Genomic DNA, 20876 nt, shown 5'->3' with positions numbered 1-20876 from the left:
GACCCTTTACGGACGTACCGCACGCATACGATGATCTTCCCGGCTTCCCCTCACGGCCTGGAGTGATCGAGCGATGACGACGACGGCGAAGTTCGACCCCTGGTCGGCGGAGTTCGTGGCCCACCCGTACGACGCGTACGCCGAACTGCGCGAGCACGCGCCGGTGACGTACCACGAGCCGACGAACCAGTGGCTGGTCTCCCGCCACGAGGACGTCAGCGCCCTGCTGCGCGACCGGCGGCTCGGCCGCACCTACACCCACCGGTTCAGCCACCAGGAGTTCGGCCGCCCCGAACCCGACCCGGCGCACGAGCCCTTCCACACCCTCAACGACCACGGGCTGCTCGACCTGGAGGCCCCCGACCACACCCGGATCCGCCGGCTGGTCTCCAAGGCCTTCACCCCGCGCATGGTCGAAGGGCTGCGGCCGACCGTCCGGCGGCTGGCCGGGGAACTCGTCGACGACCTGCTCGCGGCCGGCGGCGGCGACCTGATCTCCGCCGTCGCCGAGCCGCTGCCGGTCGCCGTGATCGCCGAGATGCTCGGCGTGCCGGAGGGCGACCGGCACCTGCTGCGCCCCTGGTCCGCCGACATCACCGGGATGTTCGAGCTCAACCCGAGCGAGGAGGCCGCCCGCCGGGCCGTCACCGCCAGCACCGAGTTCTCCGACTACCTGCGCGCCCTGATCCGCGAGCGCCGGGGGAACCCGGGCACCGACCTGATCAGCGCGCTGATCCAGGCCCAGGAGGGCTCCGACGCGCTCAGCGAGCAGGAGATGGTCTCCACCTGCGTGCTGCTGCTCAACGCCGGCCACGAGGCGACCGTCAACACCACCGGCAACGGCTGGTGGGCGCTGTTCCGCCACCCCGGCGAACTCGCCCGGCTGCGCGGCTCGGTGGACGCCCTGCTGCCCACCGCCGTCGAGGAACTGATGCGCTGGGACACCCCGCTGCAGATGTTCGAGCGCTGGGTGCTGGAGGACATCGAGGTCCGCGGGGTCACCGTGCCGCGCGGCGCCGAGATCGCCCTGCTCTTCGGCTCCGCCAACCGCGACCCGGAGCGCTTCGCCGACCCCGACCGCCTCGACCTCGGCCGCACCGACAACCCGCACGTCACCTTCGGCGCCGGAATCCATTTCTGTCTGGGCGCCCCTCTTGCCAGACTGGAGCTCACCGAGTCCTACGGCACGCTGCTGCGCCGGGCCCCGGGCCTGCGGCTGGTCCGCGAGCCCGAGTGGAACCCCGGCTACGTGATCCGCGGGCTCAAGGAGCTGTTGGTCGACGTGTGACGGGAAGCGGGGGAGAAGGCCGTGGGCAAGGCGACGGGGGCACTGCTGGGGCTGGCGATCGGCGACGCGATGGGCCGGCTGACCGAGTTCCAGGACGTCGAGCGGATCGCCGCCGACCACCCGGACTGGCGGCGACTCCCGCTGCCGCGGAAGGCGTTGGTCACCGACGACACCCAGATGACGCTCGCCCTCGCCCGCGGCCTGCGCACCGCCCTGGCCCGCGGCCCGCTGACGCCGCTGCGGCTGGCGCGCCCGGTCCGCGAGGAGTTCGTCGACTGGTGGCGCTCCCCGTCGAACAACCGCGCCCCCGGCATGACCTGCCTGCGCGCCTGCGAGCGGCTCAGCCACGACGAGTACCGCTGGCAGCAGGCCAGCGACGTGGGCTCCAAGGGCTGCGGCGCCAACATGCGGGTCGCCCCGCTCGGCCTGATCCGCGACCTGGACGCCCGGCAGCTCTCCGGCGCCGCCCAACTCCAGTCCGCGCTCACCCACGGCCACCCGACCGCGCTCGCCGCCAGCGACCTCACCGCCTACGCCGTGCGCAAGCTCGCCGAGGGCGTCCCGCCCGCCGGACTGCCCGCCGTGCTGCGGGCGTACGCGCTGGCCGGCCGCGAGCGCTACGACGAGTTCTGGCTCGGCGACCTCGCCGACCACTGGTACGGCGCCTCCCCGCAGGCCGTCATCGCCCGCGGCTGGGACGACTGCCTCACGGTCCTCGACCAGCTGGACGCCGCCCTCGCCGCCCCCGACGTCGAGGCCGACCCCTGCCTGGCCACCGGCGAGGGCTGGGTCGCCGAGGAGGCCTTCGGCACCGGCCTGCTCTGCTTCCTGCTGCTGCCCGACGACCCGGTGGCCGCCGTCCGCCGGGCCGCCTACTCCAGCGGCGACTCCGACTCGCTCGCCTGCCTGACCGGTGCCTTCGCCGGCGCCCACCACGGCGAGGCGGTCTGGCCCGCGGAGTGGGTCGAGCGGATCGAGCACCGGGACGAACTGCTGGAGTTCGGCGCGCTCTGGGACTGAGCCGGAACCGGGCGGAGGGGTGCCGCGTCGAAGGGCCATGACGAACAGCAGCAGCGGAACCCGTCGTCGCCCGCCCCGCCGCCCCGCGGCACTGCTCCTCGCCGCCGCGCTCGCCGCACCGCTGGTCAGCGGCTGCGGCAGCACCGGCCCCGGCACCGCCGCCACCGGGGAGCAGCGGGCCTCCGCGCCGGCCACCCGGCCCGCCGTCGACCAGGCCTCGGTGGCCGCCACCGCCAAGGCCACCGACGCCTTCGGCCTGGACCTCCTGCACACCCTCACCGCGAAGCCGGACACCGCCGGGCAGAACCTGGTGGTCTCGCCGTCCGGGCTGTCCACCGTGCTCGCCATGCTGCTGCCCGGCGCGCGCGGTGCCACCGCCGAGGAACTCGCCAAGGCCCTGCACACCGACCTCGACCCGAAGCAGTACGCCCTCGCCGTCGGCGCGCTCGACCGGCCCGTCCCGGCCACCGACGGACTCACCCTGCGCCGCAGCGACCAGGTCTGGGCCCAGCAGGGCTTCGCGGTGAAGCCCGACTACCTGGCCACGCTCGCCACCGCCTTCGACGCCGGGGTGCGCACCACCGACTTCGGCAAGGACCCGAACGGCTCCCGCGAGGCCGTCAACTCCGCCGTGGAGAAGGCCACCGAGGGGCAGATCAAGGACCTCTTCGCACCGAACACGATCAACGCCGACACCCGGCTGGTCCTCACCGACGCGCTCTACCTCAAGGCGAAGTGGGCCTCGGCGTTCAAGCCCGGGCAGACCGCGGACCGCCCGTTCCACAAGCTCGACGGATCCGCCCCGGCCGTCCCGTCGATGAGCCAGGCCGGTGAGTTCAAGTACGCGGACGGCCCCGGCGGGATCGTCGGCGAGCCCTGGCAGGCCGTGGAACTCCCGTACCAGGGCGGCGGTCTGGCGATGGACCTGATCGTCCCCGCGCAGGGCGGTTTCGCCGCCTTCGCCAAGGGGCTGGACCAGCCCCAGCTCGACCGGATCCTCGGCGCCCTCGCCGAACGGCCGGTCGACCTCCAGCTGCCGCGCTTCCACTTCGACACCTCGAACGAGCTGAGCCCCGCGCTGCGCTCGCTCGGCGTCCACTCGGTCTTCGACCGGGCCGACCTCGGCGGCATCGCCGACCAGCCGCCGCTCGCCGTCAGCACGGTGGTGCAGAAGGCCACCGTCCAGGTCGACGAGGAGGGGACGGTCGCGGCGGCCGGCAGCGGCGTCGGGATCGGCGTCGCGGCGGCGCCCGCCCCGGACCGGCCCGTCCAGCTGCACATCGACCGGCCGTTCCTGTTCCTGATCCGGGACACCGCCACCGGGCGGCCGCTGTTCCTCGGCCAGGTCGCCGACCCCGGGGCGAGCTGAGGAGCGTCCGGCTACCAGGCGGGGTAGCGCCCGCCGAGCGCCGGGTGGCCCGGGTCGCGGCTGCCGAACAGCACCAGCAGGTCGTCCGCGACCGTCAGCAGTTCGGCCCGCCCCTCGACCGCCCCGACCCAGTCGGCGGGCAGCGCCGAGGCGCCGTACGCGGCCCCGACCAGGTTGCCGCAGACCGCGCCGGTGGAGTCGCTGTCCCCGGAGTGGTTCACCGACAGCAGCAGCGCGGTGCGCACCGGATCGGGGTCGAGAGTGGCCGCCAGCAGCGAGTGCACCGCGATGGCCAGGCACTCCTCGGCGATCCAGCCGAGCCCGACCCGCTCCACGGTGTCCGCCGAGGGCTCGGCCTCCTGGGCCAGCCGGACCGCCCGGGCCAGCGCCTGCACGGTCTCCTTGGACTTCGGCAGCTCGCGGATCTGCTCCACCGTCTCGCCGACCGCCGCCCACGGCTCCGTCCCGGCCGCCAACCGCTCGACCAGCGCCGCGAAGGCGCCCGCGGCGAGGTAGCCGGTCGGGTGCCCGTGGGTGAGCTGGGCGCACTGCACGGCCAGCCCGAAGGACTGCTCCGCCCCGAGCCGGGCCAGCCCGAACGGCGCCGCGCGCATCACCGAACCGCAGCCCTTGGAGCCGGGGTTGATCGGCCCCGGGCTCCCGATCGGGGCCGGCGCCTCGAACACCGGGTGCTCGGACACCCCGCTCAGGCAGGCGTTGCCCGGCGCCCGCCGCGCGTACAGGAACGGCCGGCCGAGCAGCCAGCCGTCGTACGGGCGCGGCTGCGGCTCGGTGTCCGGGGCGCCCTGGTACTGGGTCCGCAGCCAGCGCCGGTACGCGCCGTGCACCGCCTCCGGCACCGAGCCGCCGCCGCCGGACCAGCCGCGGACGAAGCCGCGGATCAGGCCCTCCGCGGTGAACAGCGTCATCTGGGTGTCGTCGGTGACCTCCACCGACCCGGCGCTCCCGGACGGCAGCGCGGTCACGCCCTGCGGACCGAACCGCTCGCGGATCTGGTGGAGCTGCTGGAACTCCACCGGCCAGCCCAGGGCGTCGCCGATCGCGCCGCCGAGCAGCGCGCCGCGCACCCGGTCCCGGTATCCGGACTCCGCTGTCGACTCCGTCACGTCGGATCCCCCTTCGTTCGTGGCGGGTCGTTTCTATCAGGCGGGCGGCCGGTTGTGGATCTCGCCCCGCCCGTGCAGGGCGGCGCGGTCGGCCGCGGCCCGCCCGGCCGCCCAGCCCTCGCCGTCGCTGACCCGGACCCGCTGGGAGACCAGCTTCGGGAACAGCCGGCCGACCTCGTCGTCCACCGCCGCCGAGCGGGCGGCCAGCGCGGGCAGCAGCCGCTCGTCGGGCAGCAGCTGCTCCTCGGTGCCGTCCTCGCGCAGGTGGCGGCCGGCCGCGGCGGCGCTGGTGGCCCGCTCGGTGGCGGCGGTCAGCCGCTCGCGGATCCGGGCCGCGTACGCCACCAGGAAGGACTGCCGGAACGCCTTGCTGCGCGAGTCCTTGCCGGACCCGGCCTTGTTGAGCGCGTGGGTGGCCTGCACCAGCAGCGAGGTGTAGAGCAGTTCGACGCCGTCCAGGTCCCCGTCGAAGCCGATCACGGTGCAGAAGCCGAACTCCTTGGCCCACACCACCCGGCACCGGTTGGCCGCCGCGACCGCGTCCAGCAGCATCGTCTTGGGCCCCTCGTACGGGTTGTCCACGCCGATCCGCAGCGCCGCCGGGGTGTTCCGGTCGGCCCCGGCGGCGGCCAGCAGCGCGTCGTCGATGCTGTGCTGGGCCATCAGCTGCTGGGCCTTGGCGGTCAGCGCCTCGGCCTCCTCCGGGAACTCGGTGGACTCGGCCTTGGCCAGCAGGGCCCGGATCCGGGCCAGCATCCGCGGCTCCCCGGCCGACGACCCGGGATGCTGCGGCCCGGCCGGGCGCCGCACCGGCCCCTGCTGCCCGGGGGCGGGGCCGACCGGGGCGATCGGGGGCAGCCGGCCCCAGCTGCGCAGCAGCTCCAGCAGGGCGGTGGCGAGCGCGAAGCGGTCCAGCCGGTGGCGGTGGGCGAAGGCGCCGAGGTACTGCTCGTCGGCGGGCCACCAGACCTCGGCCTCCAGCTCGCGCAGCTGCTCCTGCCAGCGCCGGTCCAGGGCGGCGGCGGGGTGGCGGCGGGCCTCGGCGGCGATCAGGTCCACCGCGAGGGCCAGGTGGACGGGCTTGAGCCCGCGCCGTACGACCCGCACCAGGTCGGCCGGGCGCCAGCCGGCGGACCAGCAGCGGCCCACCGCGGTGTCCGCGTACCCGAGCACCGACCGGCTGACCGCCGGCCACTGCCCGGCCGAGGCGGCCAGCAGCGAGGCCCCGGTGTCCAGGGCGAGGTCCAGCCCCTCGTCGGGGGCGGTGAGCACCGAGCGCACCGCCTGCTCCAGCAGCGGCCCGGCGTTCCCGTCGCCCTGCTGCGCGCGCTTGCCCACGGTGTGTCCCTGCTCTCCTCGACGGCCCCGCCCCTCCGGCCCATGATGCCGGAGCGGCCGGGCAGACCTAGCTACCGTTCGATGGCCTTGGCCATGATCTCCGGCACACGCTCCAGCAGCCGGGGGGCCGCCAGCCGGATGCCGAGGGTGGCGACCAGGGCGCCGTAGGCCGGGCCGAGCAGCAGCAGCGGCCAGCTCGGCCCGTCCGAGAGCAGCGCCCAGAGCAGGTAGCCGCCGACCGGCAGGGAGAGCACCGCGACGCCGAGCATCGAGCCGAACTGGTTGAGCAGGATCAGCCCGCCCTGCCCGGGGGCGGCGTTGCGCATCGGGTTGCTGTCGGCGGGCATGGTGTACGGCGCGAGCACGCTGAACACCGAGCCGAGCGCGATGCCGCCGCCGAGCACTGCCAGCGCGAGGCCGAGGGCGGACGGCAGCCCGCTCCAGTCGCCGGTGACGGCGGCCAGCACCAGCCCGAGCACCACGGTGACCGGCAGGGCGTACGACAGCACCGCGTACGCCCGGCCGCGCAGCTCGTCCCGGGCATCGGCCGGGGTGCGCAGGGTGGCGGCGACCATCCAGAACGCCGAGCCGTCCATGCCGAACAGGTTGAGCATCTGCAGCCCGAGGAAGGTCCCGGTCATCGCCAGCAGGTAGACGCTCGACCAGCCCTGCACCACCGACAGCAGGCAGATCACCAGCGTCATCCCGACGCTGGTGAACAGCGCGGCCTTGGCCCGCGGCTCGCGCCAGGCGTACCGCAGGTGGCGCTGCATCACCGCGCCGGTGCGGCCCTCCGGCAGGAAGCGCCAGCCGCGGGCGCTCTGCACCCCGCGGGCCACCTCCAGGGTGGAGGAGTCGGCGGTGACCATCAGCTCCTGGAGGCTGCCCCGCCACCAGCGCAGCAGCAAGACGAGCAGCGCACCGGCCGCGGCGAGCTGGAGCAGCGCCGCCCCGTACTCGCCCGCGCCGACGCTGCGGGGGGCGTCCACGGCGCTGACCGGCGGGATCCAGCGCAGTACCGCGGCGATCGGCCTGAGCGGGCCGAGGTCGATGTCCTGGCCGTGCTGCCGGCCGAAGATGCTCTGCGAGCCGACGTTGGCGCCCTGGACGAGCAGGGCGAAGGCCAGCCCGCCGAAGATCGCGAAGTCCTTGCCGCGCCGGCTGGAGAGCATCCGGGCGTTCCCGGCCGCGACCGCCCGGGACAGCGTGACCAGGCAGAGCAGGGCGAGCGGCACGGCGACCACCGCGGTGGCGGCTGCGGCGCCCCCGGTGGCGCCGGACAGCACCGCGCCGGTCACCAGCACCAGGCTGATCAGCGGGCCGGGCCCGATCAGCGAGGCCAGCAGCGAACCGCGCAGCAGCGGGCCGGGCCGCAGCGGCAGCATGGTGAGCCGGGTCGGGTCGGCGCTCTCGTCGCTGGAGAACAGGAACAGCGGCAGCGCGGCCCAGCCCAGGGTGAGCACGCCGGCCAGCATCACCCCGGTGTTGCCGGAGCCCTCGTAGCGTCCGTTGAGCATCGCCATGCCGAAGGCGATCAGGCCCGCGAAGCCCAGGCCGAGGACGCCGCCGAGGACGTACACGGCCGCCCGGCCCCGGCTGCGGCGCAGCCCGTTGCGCAGCAGCCGCAGCTTGAGCGCGACCAGGCCGCGGACCACCGTCCGGTCGTCGGGCACGGCGGTGACGGGCGCGGTGGCGGCGGTCACCGGGTGTCCCCGGTGCGTCCGCCGCCCAGCCAGCCGAGGGCCTGGCCGTCGTCCTCGCGGACGCCGATCAGCTCCAGGAAGGCCGCGTGCAGGCTGCGTCCGCCGCGGACGGCGTCCAGCGGGCCCTGGGCGATCACCCGGCCCGCGTTGACCACGGCGACCCAGTCGCAGAGCTGCTCGACCAGCTCCATCACGTGGCTGGAGAAGACCACGGTGGAGCCGGCCGCCGCGTACCGCTTGAGCACGCCGCGGATGGTCTGGGCGGAGACCGGGTCGACGCCCTCGAAGGGCTCGTCCAGGAACAGCACGTCGGGGTTGTGCAGCAGCGCGGCGGCCAGCCCGATCTTCTTGCGCATGCCGGTGGAGTAGTCGGCGACCAGCTTGTCGGCGTCCCGGCCGAGGTCCAGGACGGCCAGCAGCTCCTCGGCGCGGCGGTCCACCTCGGCGCCGGGCAGGCCGCGCAGCCGGCCGGTGTACTGGAGCAGTTCGCGCCCGCTGAGCCGCTCGAACATCCGCAGGCCCTCGGGCAGGATGCCGATCCGGGCCTTGACCGTGACCGGGTCGGCCCAGACATCGGTGCCGTGCACCAGCACGGTGCCCTGGTCGGGCCGGAGCAGGCCGGTGGCCATGGACAGCGTGGTGGTCTTGCCGGCGCCGTTCGGCCCGACCAGGCCGATGAACGACCCGGCCGGGAGCTCCAGGCTGAGCCCGGCGACGGCGGCCTGGGTGCCGAAGTGCTTCCACAGCCCCTGGATGCTGACGGCGGACGGGGTGCCCGGTCCGGGCCGGCCAGCGGCGGTCGGTTCGGAGGGCGACGGTTCTGACGCCTGCATGGCGGCCTTCTGTCTCTGGTCGTGGGTGGACGCGCGGTGGCGGGGCGCTCCGGAGCCAGCCTGGCACCGGCCCGACGGGCTGTCGCCCGCTTTGAGCATCCCCTGAGCCTGTCCGCCGAACGGGTGAGGCGCGCCGCCCGGCGACGGTCTCCGGGAGCTGCCGGTCCGATTCGGCAACTACTCAGTTCCCCGGTTCGTCCTGCACTATGAGGACCAGTGAGCGCGCGGGGGTGCCGCGGCGCCCGGGAGGTGGCGGATGTCCGTTCAACCGTGGGGCGAGTCCCGCCCCACCGATCGGTACGGCCGGAATGCGGCCGGCTGGCAGGCCGCGCCGACCCCGCAGTCGGTGATGCGGGCCAGCCACGCCGACCGGGACCGGACGGTGGACGTGTTGAAGGCCGGGTTCGCCGAGGGGCGGCTGTCCGTCGAGGAGTACGGGCAGCGCCACGAGGCGGCGGCCCGGGCGGTGACCTACGGCGAGCTGGCCGCGCTGGTGGCCGACCTGCCGTCCGGGCCGATGGCGGCGCCGTTGCAGGCCGCGCAGCCCGTCCCGGCGACCTTCCTGGTGCCGCCGCCGGTGCCGCAGGCCCGGCCCACCAGCGTGCTGGCAGTGGTCTCCCTGGTGTGCGGCCTGACCGGTTTCCTGGCGCTGCCGGTGGTGCCCGCGGTGATCACCGGCCACCTCGCCCGCCGGCAGATCCGCGAGCGCAACATGGACGGGGACTGGGCGGCGGTGCTGGGCCTGGTGCTCGGCTACCTGGGCGGCGCCTTCTGGCTGCTGGTGATCATGTTGGGCATCGCCTCCTAGGTCGCCTAGGCCGCCCCGGCGGCCCCGGCCGCCCCGCTGGCGGGTGCCCGCCGACTGTGGTAGAGCGGGTGGAGGGCGGCCCGACACCGGCCGGTCGCGTACGGGACACCGGGGCGACACCCGGCCGAAGGCCGCGACCTGCGGCGTTGCATTTGTTTTGACCGAGCCCCATGCGCTAGGTACGCTCTGACCTTGTGCCTGGGGTGTCCCCGGGTCCTTGTGCGTGCATGCACACCGGTCGCCGCGCCGAGCCGGAGCGCCTCAAAGCGCGCCGCGCGTAGAGCGCCGTCGCTGTACATCAGCCATGGGATTCCGTGTCGGAAAAAGCCCAACACACCCGACCGCGTGGGTCGACCACGGGGTTGTGTGCAAGGGAGACACCGCAGGTTAGTTCCACCAAGCCTTGGCACACAGAAAACGGAGAAACGGTGCCTACGATCCAGCAGCTGGTCCGAAAGGGCCGGCAGGACAAGGTCGAGAAGAACAAGACTCCCGCGCTGAAGGGCTCCCCGCAGCGCCGTGGGGTCTGCACGCGTGTGTACACGACCACCCCGAAGAAGCCGAACTCGGCGCTTCGTAAGGTCGCCCGTGTGCGCCTCACCAGCGGGATCGAGGTCACCGCTTACATCCCGGGCGAGGGCCACAACCTGCAGGAGCACTCCATCGTGCTGGTGCGCGGTGGTCGTGTGAAGGACCTTCCTGGTGTCCGCTACAAGATCATCCGCGGTTCGCTCGACACCCAGGGTGTCAAGAACCGCAAGCAGGCTCGCAGCCGCTACGGCGCCAAGAAGGAGAAGTAAGAATGCCTCGTAAGGGCCCCGCCCCGAAGCGCCCGGTCATCATCGACCCGGTCTACGGCTCCCCTGTCGTCACCCAGCTGGTCAACAAGATCCTGCTGCACGGCAAGCGCTCCACCGCCGAGCGGATCGTCTACGGCGCCCTCGAGGGCGTCCGTGAGAAGACCGGCTCGGACCCGGTCGTCGCGCTGAAGCGTGCGCTGGAGAACGTCAAGCCGGCCCTCGAGGTCAAGTCCCGCCGTGTCGGTGGCGCGACCTACCAGGTTCCGGTCGAGGTCCGTCCGGGCCGCGCCAGCACCCTGGCGCTGCGCTGGATGGTCGGTTACTCCCGCGCCCGTCGCGAGAAGACCATGACCGAGCGCCTGATGAACGAGATCCTCGACGCCAGCAACGGCCTGGGCGCTTCCGTGAAGCGTCGCGAGGACACCCACAAGATGGCCGAGTCCAACAAGGCCTTCGCGCACTACCGCTGGTAGTCCGTACCCCGTCACTAGACAGAGAGAGAACGAGCCACCATGGCTGCAACCTCCCTTGACCTCGCCAAGGTCCGCAACATCGGGATCATGGCGCACATCGACGCGGGCAAGACCACCACCACCGAGCGGATCCTGTTCTACACCGGCGTGTCGTACAAGATCGGTGAGGTCCACGATGGCGCTGCCACCATGGACTGGATGGAGCAGGAGCAGGAGCGCGGCATCACGATCACGTCGGCCGCGACGACCTGTCACTGGACCGTCGACGATGCCGACCACACCATCAACATCATCGACACCCCGGGTCACGTCGACTTCACCGTCGAGGTGGAGCGTTCGCTGCGCGTCCTCGACGGTGCCGTGACGGTGTTCGACGGTGTCGCCGGTGTCGAGCCCCAGTCCGAGACCGTGTGGCGGCAGGCTGACCGCTACGGCGTCCCGCGCATCTGCTTCATCAACAAGCTGGACCGCACGGGCGCGAACTTCTTCTTCTGCGTCGACACCATCGTGGAGCGCCTCGGCGCCACCCCGCTGGTGATGCAGCTCCCGATCGGTGCCGAGGCGGACTTCCAGGGCGTTGTCGACCTGGTCCGCATGAAGGCGCTGATCTGGTCGGCCGAGGCCGCCAAGGGCGAGATGTACGACATCGTCGACATCCCGGCCGAGCTGCAGGAGCAGGCGGACGAGTACCGCGAGACGCTGATCGACACCGTCTCCAACGTCAGCGACGAGATCATGGAGCTCGCCCTGGAGGGCGAGGAGATCCCGGTCGAGCTGCTGCAGGACGCGATCCGCAAGGGCACCCTGAACTCGGACTTCACCCCGATCTTCTGCGGTACCGCCTTCAAGAACAAGGGCGTTCAGCCCCTGCTCGACGCGGTCGTCAAGTACCTGCCGTCCCCGCTGGACATCGAGTCCGTCGAGGGCACGAAGCCGAACGACCCGGAGACCAAGATCTCCCGCAAGGCTTCGGACGACGAGCCGCTGGCCGCGCTGGCGTTCAAGATCATGTCCGACCCGCACCTGGGCAAGCTCACCTTCGTCCGGATCTACTCCGGCCGCCTGGAGTCCGGCACCTCGGTGCTGAACGCCGTCAAGGGCAAGAAGGAGCGCATCGGCAAGATCTACCGCATGCACGCGAACAAGCGTGAGGAGATCGAGTCGGTGGGCGCCGGCGACATCGTCGCCGTCATGGGCCTCAAGCAGACCACCACCGGTGAGACGCTGTCCGACGAGAAGAGCCCGGTCATCCTGGAGTCCATGGACTTCCCGGCCCCGGTCATCCGCGTCGCGATCGAGCCCAAGTCCAAGGGTGACCAGGAGAAGCTGGGTGTCGCCATCCAGCGTCTCGCCGAGGAGGACCCGTCCTTCCAGGTCAACACGGACGAGGAGACCGGCCAGACCATCATCGCGGGTATGGGCGAGCTGCACCTCGAGGTGCTGGTCGACCGTATGAAGCGTGAGTTCAAGGTCGAGGCCAACGTCGGCAAGCCGCAGGTCGCGTACCGCGAGACGATCCGTCAGGCCGTCGAGCGCATCGACTACACCCACAAGAAGCAGACCGGTGGTTCCGGTCAGTTCGCCAAGGTGCAGATCGCGATCGAGCCGCTCGAGCAGGCCGAGGGCTACGAGTTCGTCAACAAGGTCACCGGTGGCCGCGTCCCGCGGGAGTACATCCCGTCGGTCGACGCCGGTTGCCAGGAGGCCATGGAGTTCGGCATCCTCGCCGGCTACCCGCTCCAGGGTGTCCGCGTGAGCCTGCTCGACGGCCAGTCGCACGACGTCGACTCCTCCGAGCTCGCGTTCAAGATCGCCGGTTCGATGGCCTTCAAGGAAGGCGCGAGGAAGGCCAAGCCGGTCCTCCTCGAGCCGATGATGGCCGTCGAGGTCACCACGCCCGAGGACTACATGGGCGACGTGATCGGCGACATCAACTCTCGCCGTGGCCAGATCCGGTCCATGGACGAGCGTCACGGTGCCCGCGTCGTCTCGGCGCTGGTGCCCCTCTCCGAGATGTTCGGCTACGTCGGTGACCTGCGCAGCAAGACCTCTGGTCGCGCGAGCTACTCGATGCAGTTCGACTCGTACGCCGAGGTCCCCAAGGCCGTGGCTGAGGAGATCATCGCCAAGTCCAAGGGCGAGTGACCTCCCGATATTCGGGATGATTCACACCCCTTAGGCTCTTAGGAGGCGACCTGGGAGGATCCGTCCGGATCCTCCCAGGGCCTCCGGCCCCCAACCACGGGGCGGCGAGAGGTGCTTCGGGCACCCAGGCCGGGCCCGTATCAAAGACCAACTGACGTCAGCACGGCGTACAGGAACTGTCCTCAGGAGGACTCAGTGGCCAAGGCGAAGTTCGAGCGGACGAAGCCCCACGTCAACATCGGCACCATCGGTCACATCGACCACGGCAAGACCACGCTGACCGCGGCCATCACCAAGGTGCTGCACGACGCGTACCCGGAGATCAACCCCTTCACGCCGTTCGACCAGATCGACAAGGCCCCGGAGGAGCGTCAGCGCGGTATCACCATCTCGATCGCGCACGTCGAGTACCAGACCGAGGCGCGCCACTACGCCCACGTCGACTGCCCGGGTCACGCGGACTACATCAAGAACATGATCACCGGTGCCGCCCAGATGGACGGCGCCATCCTGGTGGTCGCCGCCACCGACGGCCCGATGCCGCAGACCAAGGAGCACGTCCTCCTGGCCCGCCAGGTCGGCGTCCCGTACATCGTCGTCGCCCTGAACAAGGCCGACATGGTGGACGACGAGGAGATCCTGGAGCTCGTCGAGCTCGAGGTCCGCGAGCTGCTCTCCGAGTACGAGTTCCCGGGCGACGACCTGCCGGTCGTCCGCGTCTCCGCGCTGAAGGCCCTCGAGGGCGACGCCGAGTGGGGCCAGAAGCTCCTCGGCCTCATGCACGCGGTCGACGAGAGCATCCCGACCCCGGCCCGCGCCGTGGACCAGCCGTTCCTGATGCCGATCGAGGACGTCTTCACGATCACCGGTCGTGGCACCGTCGTCACCGGTCGTATCGAGCGTGGCATCCTCAAGGTCAACGAGACTGTCGACATCATCGGCATCAAGGAGACCAAGACCACCACCACGGTCACCGGCATCGAGATGTTCCGCAAGCTGCTCGACGAGGGCCAGGCCGGTGAGAACGTCGGTCTGCTGCTCCGTGGCATCAAGCGCGAGGACGTCGAGCGCGGCCAGGTCATCATCAAGCCGGGTTCGGTCACGCCGCACACCGACTTCGAGGCCCAGTCCTACATCCTGTCGAAGGACGAGGGTGGCCGCCACACCCCGTTCTTCAACAACTACCGCCCGCAGTTCTACTTCCGTACCACGGACGTGACCGGCGTCGTGACCCTCCCCGAGGGCACCGAGATGGTCATGCCGGGCGACAACACCGCCATGACCGTCGCGCTGATCCAGCCGATCGCCATGGAGGAGGGCCTCAAGTTCGCCATCCGTGAGGGTGGCCGCACCGTCGGCGCCGGCCAGGTCACCAAGATCATCAAGTAATTGGTGCTCTGACCTGCCTGCCCCGTCAGGCTCGTCCGAAGGGCCCCACGCACCTTGCGGTGCGTGGGGCCCTTCGGCGTCTAACCCCGCGCTCACCTGGGCGCACTTCCTCTCACGGGCAGCTCATGGCCGACTGTTATGGTCGGCTCACCATCCAGTCCCGCCGTCGCGGAAAGTGGGATCCATCGCATGTCTACGGCACCGCTGTTGTCCGTCGTGATGCCGATCTACAACGAGCAGGAGGCGCTCCCGCTCACCGTCGAGCGACTGCGCCCGATCCTGGACGGGCTGGGGGTCGACTACGAGGTCGTCGGCGTGGACGACGGCAGCCGGGACGCCACCCCCGTGCTGATGCAGAAGATCCGGCAGGACTGGCCGGAGTTCCGCATCGTCCGCTTCGCCCGCAACTCCGGGCACCAGGCCGCGCTCACCGCGGGCATCCACCGGGCCATCGGCGACTACGTGGTCAGCATCGACGCCGACCTCCAGGACCCGCCGGAGAAGATCCCGGAGATGCTCGACCTGGCCCGCGAACAGGGCCTCGACGTGGTCTACGGCGTGCGCGGGGACCGCGGCACCGACACCGCCTTCAAGCGCCGCAGCGCGGGCGCGTACTACTGGCTGATGCGCCGGCTGGTCGGCAAGCGGATGCCCAACCAGGCCGGCGACTTCCGGCTGCTCAGCCGGGCCGCCGTGGACGCCCTCAAGCAGCTGCCCGAGCACCAGCCGGTCTACCGGCTGCTGGTGCCGTGGCTCGGCTTCCCCAGCGGCGAGGTCGTCTACGTCCGCGAGGAGCGGGTCGCCGGCGGCACCCACTACCCGCTGTCCAAGATGGTGCGGCTCGCGCTCGACAGCATCACCAACTTCTCCGCCGCCCCGCTGCGGCTGGCCACCTACCTCGGCCTGGTCAGCTTCGTGGTCTGCATCGCGCTGGGGATCCACGCCACCGTCTCGTACGCGCTCGGCTCGACGGTGCCGGGCTGGTCCTCGCTGTTCATCGGGATGCTCTTCCTCGGCGGGGTGCAGCTGATCTGCGTCGGGCTGCTGGGGGAGTACGTGGGCCGGATCTACTCGGCGGTGCAGAACCGCCCGACCTACTTCGTCGGCTACGACTCGGCCGAGGACGACGACGAGCGGGGCCGGGGCCGGTGACGCTCACCGAGGAGCCGGTCGGGCCCGCCTCCGGGGCCCGCCGCCAGCTGCCGTCCTTCCTGGTCATCGGCGTCCTCAGCACCGTCTTCTACCTGGGGCTGTTCGTCGTCGCGCGGCGGTTCACCGACCCGCAGGCGGCCAACCTGATCGCCCTGGCGGTCAGCGCGGTGGCGAACACGGCCGCCAACCGGCGCTTCACCTTCGGGGTGGTCGGTTCGCAGGGGATGGTCCGCCACCAGTTGCAGGGCGCCGTCGCCTTCCTGATCGGGCTCGGCCTCAGCTCCGGGGTGCTCGCCCTGCTCGACCGGGTGGTGCCGGACGCCTCCCGGCCGGTGGAGGTCGGCGGGCTGGTCGTCGCCAACGGGCTGGCCACGGTCGCCCGGTTCGTCCTGTTGAAGGTCTGGGTCTTCCGGGGCGGATCCGCCGGGCAGCCGGACCGCTCCGAGGCCTGACCAGGGGATCCGCTCCACCGCCGACCGTCCGGCGTTCCCGGGGCGGACGGACCGTGTGCGCGCCCGGTGGTTCGCAGGCGGCCCACAGGGCCCCTGGGAGGTCTGGACCAATGGGGCCCTCGGTATGCTGGGCGCTTGCAGCCTGCCCGCAGACGGTGGCGGAAGTCCGGACCCGGTAGGGGGGAGACGGGCGGCAGGGACTTGACCGGAGGGGCACGGCACCGTGTCGACCATACAGAGCTCACCCGACAGCGAGACCGGGCACAGAACCGTGCCATCGGGACCGCCGTCCCCGCCCGCCGACAGCAGACGGCCGCGGCGCAACCCGTTCGTCCTGGCAGGCGGGCTCGCCCTGTCCTGGCTGGTGCCGGCCGGCCTGGTCGCGCTGCACCTGGGCGTCGTGCTGCTGCCGCTGCTGCTGCTCGCGGTCGCCGCCGTGATCAGGGTCGGCGGTGTGCTGCTCGACCGGCTCTTCGTCGCCGGGCTGATCCTGGTCGGCGCGGTGCTGGCCTTCGGCCTGGCCTTCTCGCTCTGGCCCTGGGGCCTGTCGCCGACGGCCACCAGCGGTGTGCTGTTCAGCGTGCTGACCACGGCCGCATGGGCCGCCCGGCGCGCCCCCCGGCTGCCGCTGCGCTTCCGCTGGTCGGACCTGCTGGTGGTGGGCACCTTCGCCGGGATGTGGCACTACCTGTTCCACCCGGTCGCCGGTGCGTCGGCCGCGGAGCGGGTCGCCTTCTTCGCCACGGCGGAGGACCGGCTCTCGCACTTCTCCTTCTTCTCCGGCATCCAGGGGGTCGGGGGCTTCGCCTTCCTCCACCAGGAGGCCGCCAGGTCCTACCTGATCCCGCCGTCCGAGGTGACCTACCCGCAGGGCTCGCACTTCCTGCTGGCCTGGATCGACGGGCTGGTCCACTCCGCCGCCGACCCCGGCGACATGATCCACACCATGAACCGGTACTTCCTGTACCTGCTGGTGGCGTACGCGCTGTTCTGCACCGTGCTGGTCTGGGCGGCGCGCTGGATCGGCGGGCCGCGGCTGCGCGGCTGGCGGGCGGCGGCGGTCTGCGCGACCGTCGGCGCGATCATGTTCTCCACCAACTACCTGGACCTGCTGGTCCACGGCTTCGACTCGACCTTCATCGGCCTGCTGCTGATCGCGCTCGCCTTCGCGGTGCTGATCCGGCCGGCGATGGGCCGCACCGAGTTCGTGCTGGCCGCCTCCGCCGGGCTGATCTCCGTCACCTACACGTACAACATCTACGGCGCGTTCGTCGGCGTGCCGCTGCTGGGCGCGCTGGTGGTGCACCGGCGCAGGTTCGCCGGGCGCTGGTGGTGGACGCTCGGCGCACTGGCGTGCGCGCTGGGCGTGGCCGCGCTGCCGAGCGTCCTGTCGGTGATGGGCGACCTGAACGTCGCGGACGCCTCGAACATGAGCGGCCCGAGCGTCGCCGCGGACCGCTCGATCCTGATCGGCGGCGGGCTGCTCGGCCTGCTGGCGGCGGCCATGCCGCGCAACCGCCGCACCGCCACCGGGCGGGCGCACCTGGCGGTGCTGCTCGGCACCGGCGGCCTGCTCAGCGCCTTCGCGGTCTACCAGCTGCAGACCATCGAGAAGTACTCGTACTACTTCCACAAGATGACGGCGGTGGGCGTCGTGGTCGCCCTGGTGTCGATCGGCGCGGTCGGGGCGGTCCTCCAGACACCCCACCGGGGCACCGGGAACACGCTGAGCCGGCGCCTGGGCGAGCTCGCGCTCTCCGGGCTGACGGTCGCCGCCGCGCTGAGTCTCTTCGCCAACGTGCAGTGGGGCTTCCTGGCCACCAAGGAGGCTCCCTCCGCGTGGTCCAACAACCCGCTGGTGGTCTGGAGCCGCGGCGAGGCCGAGACCGACATGGGCCCCAAGGGCATGGACGGGTTGCGGGCCCTGCGCAGCGACGGACCGGTGATCGCGCTGGTCTCCAACGACGAGGTCAAGAACCTCAAGGCCACCTGGCTCGCCTCGCTGATGAACCGGCGCGGCGGTGACATGAAGGCGCTGTACGACATCCACTGGGTGGGCATCGGCGGTCCGCAGGCGAAGGAGGAGGACTACCAGCGCTCCCTCGGCAGGTTGAAGGGCGCCATCGAGAAGCTCCCCGCGCCGCACCCGACGCCGACCATCCTGACCGCCGACCGTTCCGTGGGGGAGCGGATCAAGCGGGACCTGGCCAAGAACGGCGTCACGGTCGACGTCGTGAGCGATCAGGGGATCCTCTGGACCCAGCCGTGGGGCCGTACGTTCCCCGGGACCGTCTGAGATGGCGTCCGAGGGAACGCCCGCGCGCACCGAGCATTCACGGCCACCCGCTACTATTCACAGCAATCGCACGGCTTGGCCGGCCTCGTGCGGAGGCGTGCTGCACGGCCGGCCGGTGAATTCGGTGGTCATGTGATGAAGAACCCGATCGCCAAGCTGCTTGGGGCGCTTCCCCCGGGGGCGCGGCTCGTGGTCGGTGGCACGGTCGTGCTCGGAGCTTCGGCGTACGTCTACATGGCGCTCGTGGGCTACAGCCTGAGTGCCGTGGGCAAGGCCAACGTCACCATGCTCTGGACCATCGTGATGTCCGTGGGGTGGGGACTCTTCCAGCCGGTCGAACTCGAACTGACCCGGCTGGTGGCCGCCCGCAAGGTGGCCGGACACGGGGCACTGCCCGCGGTGCGCCGGATGCTGCTCCTCGCGATGGCACTCCTGGTCGCGGTGTGCGCACTGCTGGCCGCGGCCGCGGGCCCGGTCGCCGACCTGCTGTTCAGCGGGGACAAGGCACTGGTGGTCGCCCTGGCCGGCGGCCTGGCCGGCCTCGCGGTGAGCTCGGTGGCCCGCGGTGCCCTGGCCGGCCTCGGGCTGTTCGGCCCGTACGGCACGCAGCTGGCGGTCGACGGCGGGCTGCGGATCGGCCTGGCCGCGGTGGCCGCGGCGGCCGGCCTGCACTCGGCGCTGGCCTTCGGCCTGATCCTCTTCGTCTCCCCGCTGGCCGCCTCGCTGATCGGCCTGCGCGGCACCCTCGCGGACCGCACCCCCGGCCCGGAGGTGCCCTGGAAGCAGCTGACCGGCGGCCTCGGCCTGCTGATCGCCTCGGTGATGCTGAGCCAGCTGGTGGTCAACGCGACCGTGGTCTGCGTGCGCCTGCTCTCTCCGAAGCACTCCGAGGCCTCCGACGCGCTGGTGTTCGCGATCGGCCAGGCGGTGGTGATGGCCCGGGCGCCGCTGTTCGCCTACAGCGCCCTGCAGGCTTCGATGGTCTCCGCGCTCTCCGGCGCCGCCGCGGCCGGCGACCACGCCGAGTTCCGCAAGGTGCTGACCCGTACCACCGCGATCGTCGCCGCGATGTGCATCGGCGGCGGCCTGCCGGTGATCGTGCTCGGCTCCAAGCTCAACCCGCTGCTGTTCAACGCCAAGGACGTGCTCGGCCCGCTGGACTTCGTCTGGCTGGTCTTCGGAACGCTCTGCTACGTCCTGGCGACGGTCTTCGGCCAGGCGCTGATGTCGAGCGCCCAGCACCGCCGCCAACTGGTCGGTTGGACCGCCGGTTCCGTAGCATTGGTGGCTGTCGCGCTCGCACCGGGCGATGTGGGTCTCCGGGCAGAGCTCGCGTACCTGGCGGGCTCACTGGTCAGTGCCGTCCTGATGTTGTGGTCGCTGTACCGTGCCTTCCCCTCCCGCCCCGCTGCCGTGTCGGCAGACCGGTCCGCGGCAGAGCCGCTGCGGACCTCCTGAGGGTGGGCCCAGACACCATGACCAGCACCGATAGACAGACCCGAGGCACGGGCCGCCGTGCCGTTCGCCAAGCATGGAGCACCTGTGTCCGAGTATGACAACGTCTGGCTGGTGATCCCGGCCTACAACGAAGGCCAGGTGATCGCCGACGTCGTGGAGGGGGCACGCAAGACCTTCCCGAACATCGTGGTGATCGACGACGGCTGCACCGACGACACGGCCGAGCACGTCATGACGACCGGCGCCCACCTGGTGCGGCACCCGGTCAACCTGGGGCAGGGCGCCGCGCTCCAGACCGGTCTCAAGTACGCGCTCGCCCAGGAGGGCGCCGAGTACTTCGCGACCTTCGACGCGGACGGCCAGCACCAGACCGCCGACGTCGAGAAGATGGTGGCGCTGCTGCGCGAGGGCGAGGCCGACATCGTCCTCGGCTCCCGCTTCATCGAGCAGACCGGCCAGGTGCCGTGGATCAAGCGGGTGGTGCTCCGCACCGCCGCCGCGGTCAGCCCGACCGCCCGCAAGCTCAAGCTCACGGACGCGCACAACGGGCTGCGGGTGATGAACCGCGAGGCCGCCGGCCGGATCAAGATCACCATGAACGGCATGGCACACGCCTCGGAGATCGTCTCCTTCCTCGCCGGCTCGGACCTGCGGGTCGCCGAGGTTCCGGTGGACATCCTCTACACCGACTACTCGCGCGCCAAGGGCCAGTCCCTGATCAACGGCGTGAACATCCTCTTCGACATCTCGCTGCGGGAGCGTAACGGCCGATGAACCACCTCTGGATCCAGCTCATCCTGGTCGTGGCCGCGGTGGCCATGGCGCTCGTCTTCGTCTGGCGCTGGGACAAGGCGAACACCCGGGCGTGGAAGCGCATCGCCTTCACGCTCTTCGTGATCGTCAACGTCGTCGCGATCCTGTGGCCGAGCGGCGTGACCAAGCTGGCCACCGCGCTGGGCGTCGGCCGCGGCACCGACCTGGTGCTCTACCTGATGGTCATCGCCATGGGCTTCCTGACCCTCAACACCTACCTGCGCTTCCGCTCGCTGGAGAAGAAGATCACCGACCTGGCCCGCACCGTGGCCATCACCGAGGGTGTCCGGCACAACAACGACCGGCTCAACGCCCCGGTCGGCTCCGAGCACTGATCCCGGGCGGTCACCACAGCGCAGTACCAGTGGCGGAGGGGGGGGGCCCCTCGCCGGGCGCCCGCCCCCCCCCCCCA

18 protein-coding genes are annotated in these 20876 nt (G+C 71.7%); 14 read left to right on the top strand and 4 right to left on the bottom strand.

What is annotated here, in order from left to right; genetic code table 11:
* Nucleotides 1-73 precede the first annotated feature (73 nt).
* Genes ACFXOZ_RS00090 through ACFXOZ_RS00080 form a run of 3 tightly spaced genes read left to right on the top strand, consistent with a single transcriptional unit; the run spans nucleotide 74 to nucleotide 3677 of the window.
* A complete protein-coding gene (locus ACFXOZ_RS00090; protein ID WP_375882036.1) occupies nucleotides 74-1288 on the top strand; it encodes a cytochrome P450 in 1215 nt (404 codons plus the stop codon).
* A gap of 21 nt (nucleotides 1289-1309) precedes the next feature.
* Nucleotides 1310-2308, top strand: a complete 999-nt coding sequence (locus ACFXOZ_RS00085) for an ADP-ribosylglycohydrolase family protein (protein WP_380521265.1) — start codon at nucleotides 1310-1312, stop codon at nucleotides 2306-2308.
* 37 nt (nucleotides 2309-2345) lie between these two features.
* Nucleotides 2346-3677, top strand: a complete 1332-nt coding sequence (locus ACFXOZ_RS00080) for a serpin family protein (protein WP_380586098.1) — start codon at nucleotides 2346-2348, stop codon at nucleotides 3675-3677.
* Between the two features lie 11 nt (nucleotides 3678-3688).
* On the opposite strand, the gene ACFXOZ_RS00075 is transcribed toward ACFXOZ_RS00080, so the two are convergent.
* The 4 genes from ACFXOZ_RS00075 to ACFXOZ_RS00060 form a co-directional block, all read right to left on the bottom strand.
* Nucleotides 3689-4804 carry an ADP-ribosylglycohydrolase family protein gene (locus ACFXOZ_RS00075; RefSeq protein WP_380521261.1) on the bottom strand — a complete coding sequence of 372 codons (1116 nt, stop codon included), beginning with the start codon at nucleotides 4802-4804 and terminating at the stop codon, nucleotides 3689-3691.
* 36 nt (nucleotides 4805-4840) lie between these two features.
* On the bottom strand, nucleotides 4841-6142 hold the full coding sequence (locus ACFXOZ_RS00070; RefSeq protein WP_380586095.1) for a DUF2786 domain-containing protein: 1302 nt from the start codon (nucleotides 6140-6142) through the stop codon (nucleotides 4841-4843).
* Nucleotides 6143-6213: 71 nt separating this feature from the next.
* Nucleotides 6214-7845 carry a transporter gene (locus ACFXOZ_RS00065; RefSeq protein ID WP_380521257.1) on the bottom strand — a complete coding sequence of 544 codons (1632 nt, stop codon included), beginning with the start codon at nucleotides 7843-7845 and terminating at the stop codon, nucleotides 6214-6216.
* Nucleotides 7842-8678, bottom strand: coding sequence for an ABC transporter ATP-binding protein (locus ACFXOZ_RS00060; protein ID WP_380586092.1), 837 nt, complete (start codon nucleotides 8676-8678; stop codon nucleotides 7842-7844). The genes ACFXOZ_RS00065 and ACFXOZ_RS00060 overlap by 4 nt, the downstream gene beginning before the upstream one ends.
* A 256-nt stretch (nucleotides 8679-8934) precedes the next feature.
* Here ACFXOZ_RS00060 and ACFXOZ_RS00055 point away from each other — a divergent pair, with 256 nt between their 5' ends.
* The 11 genes from ACFXOZ_RS00055 to ACFXOZ_RS00005 all read left to right on the top strand — a co-directional run bounded on the left by ACFXOZ_RS00055 (nucleotide 8935) and on the right by ACFXOZ_RS00005 (nucleotide 20799).
* Nucleotides 8935-9486 carry a DUF1707 and DUF4190 domain-containing protein gene (locus ACFXOZ_RS00055; protein WP_380521254.1) on the top strand — a complete coding sequence of 184 codons (552 nt, stop codon included), beginning with the start codon at nucleotides 8935-8937 and terminating at the stop codon, nucleotides 9484-9486.
* A gap of 428 nt (nucleotides 9487-9914) precedes the next feature.
* Nucleotides 9915-10286 (top strand): 30S ribosomal protein S12, encoded by a 372-nt coding sequence (gene rpsL / locus ACFXOZ_RS00050; protein WP_014144289.1) that lies wholly within the window; start codon nucleotides 9915-9917, stop codon nucleotides 10284-10286.
* A 2-nt stretch (nucleotides 10287-10288) separates the two neighbouring features.
* Nucleotides 10289-10759: a 30S ribosomal protein S7 gene (rpsG, locus tag ACFXOZ_RS00045; RefSeq protein ID WP_148644378.1), complete on the top strand. Its 471-nt coding sequence runs from the start codon at nucleotides 10289-10291 to the stop codon at nucleotides 10757-10759.
* Nucleotides 10760-10798: 39 nt separating this feature from the next.
* Nucleotides 10799-12904, top strand: coding sequence for an elongation factor G (gene fusA, locus ACFXOZ_RS00040; RefSeq protein WP_380521252.1), 2106 nt, complete (start codon nucleotides 10799-10801; stop codon nucleotides 12902-12904).
* Nucleotides 12905-13099: 195 nt separating this feature from the next.
* On the top strand, nucleotides 13100-14293 hold the full coding sequence (gene tuf, locus ACFXOZ_RS00035) for an elongation factor Tu (RefSeq protein WP_375882058.1): 1194 nt from the start codon (nucleotides 13100-13102) through the stop codon (nucleotides 14291-14293).
* A 189-nt stretch (nucleotides 14294-14482) separates the two neighbouring features.
* Nucleotides 14483-15445, top strand: a complete 963-nt coding sequence (locus ACFXOZ_RS00030) for a glycosyltransferase family 2 protein (RefSeq protein ID WP_375882061.1) — start codon at nucleotides 14483-14485, stop codon at nucleotides 15443-15445.
* Nucleotides 15442-15897: a GtrA family protein gene (locus ACFXOZ_RS00025; RefSeq protein ID WP_375882063.1), complete on the top strand. Its 456-nt coding sequence runs from the start codon at nucleotides 15442-15444 to the stop codon at nucleotides 15895-15897. The genes ACFXOZ_RS00030 and ACFXOZ_RS00025 overlap by 4 nt, the downstream gene beginning before the upstream one ends.
* A 223-nt stretch (nucleotides 15898-16120) precedes the next feature.
* The gene (locus ACFXOZ_RS00020; protein ID WP_380586087.1) at nucleotides 16121-18193 is read left to right on the top strand and encodes a hypothetical protein; all 2073 of its coding nucleotides are present in this window, start codon (nucleotides 16121-16123) and stop codon (nucleotides 18191-18193) included.
* A gap of 135 nt (nucleotides 18194-18328) precedes the next feature.
* Nucleotides 18329-19651, top strand: a complete 1323-nt coding sequence (locus ACFXOZ_RS00015; protein ID WP_375882067.1) for a hypothetical protein — start codon at nucleotides 18329-18331, stop codon at nucleotides 19649-19651.
* Nucleotides 19652-19735: 84 nt separating this feature from the next.
* Nucleotides 19736-20425, top strand: a complete 690-nt coding sequence (locus tag ACFXOZ_RS00010; protein WP_375882069.1) for a glycosyltransferase family 2 protein — start codon at nucleotides 19736-19738, stop codon at nucleotides 20423-20425.
* Entirely contained in the window at nucleotides 20422-20799 is a 378-nt protein-coding gene (locus ACFXOZ_RS00005; RefSeq protein ID WP_375882070.1) for a DUF2304 domain-containing protein, read from the top strand. The genes ACFXOZ_RS00010 and ACFXOZ_RS00005 overlap by 4 nt, the downstream gene beginning before the upstream one ends.
* The last annotated feature ends 77 nt before the right edge of the window (nucleotides 20800-20876 follow it).

It is taken from the genome of Kitasatospora sp. NPDC059160 (assembly GCF_042755465.1).
In the GTDB taxonomy this organism is placed as follows: domain Bacteria; phylum Actinomycetota; class Actinomycetes; order Streptomycetales; family Streptomycetaceae; genus Kitasatospora.
Note: the sequence above shows the minus strand (reverse complement) of the source record. Positions and strands in the feature narration are given on the sequence as shown.

Bases quoted from the DNA above. Each gene is read 5' to 3' on its own strand.
- ACFXOZ_RS00080 (WP_380586098.1), top strand. From the start codon at position 2,346: ATGACGAACAGCAGCAGCGGAACCCGTCGTCGCCCGCCCCGCCGCCCC.
- ACFXOZ_RS00005 (WP_375882070.1), top strand. From the start codon at position 20,422: ATGAACCACCTCTGGATCCAGCTCATCCTGGTCGTGGCCGCGGTGGCC.
- rpsG (WP_148644378.1), top strand. From the start codon at position 10,289: ATGCCTCGTAAGGGCCCCGCCCCGAAGCGCCCGGTCATCATCGACCCG.
- fusA (WP_380521252.1), top strand. From the start codon at position 10,799: ATGGCTGCAACCTCCCTTGACCTCGCCAAGGTCCGCAACATCGGGATC.
- ACFXOZ_RS00055 (WP_380521254.1), top strand. From the start codon at position 8,935: ATGTCCGTTCAACCGTGGGGCGAGTCCCGCCCCACCGATCGGTACGGC.
- ACFXOZ_RS00030 (WP_375882061.1), top strand. From the start codon at position 14,483: ATGTCTACGGCACCGCTGTTGTCCGTCGTGATGCCGATCTACAACGAG.
- ACFXOZ_RS00090 (WP_375882036.1), top strand. From the start codon at position 74: ATGACGACGACGGCGAAGTTCGACCCCTGGTCGGCGGAGTTCGTGGCC.
- ACFXOZ_RS00060 (WP_380586092.1), bottom strand. From the start codon at position 8,678: ATGCAGGCGTCAGAACCGTCGCCCTCCGAACCGACCGCCGCTGGCCGG.
- ACFXOZ_RS00015 (WP_375882067.1), top strand. From the start codon at position 18,329: ATGAAGAACCCGATCGCCAAGCTGCTTGGGGCGCTTCCCCCGGGGGCG.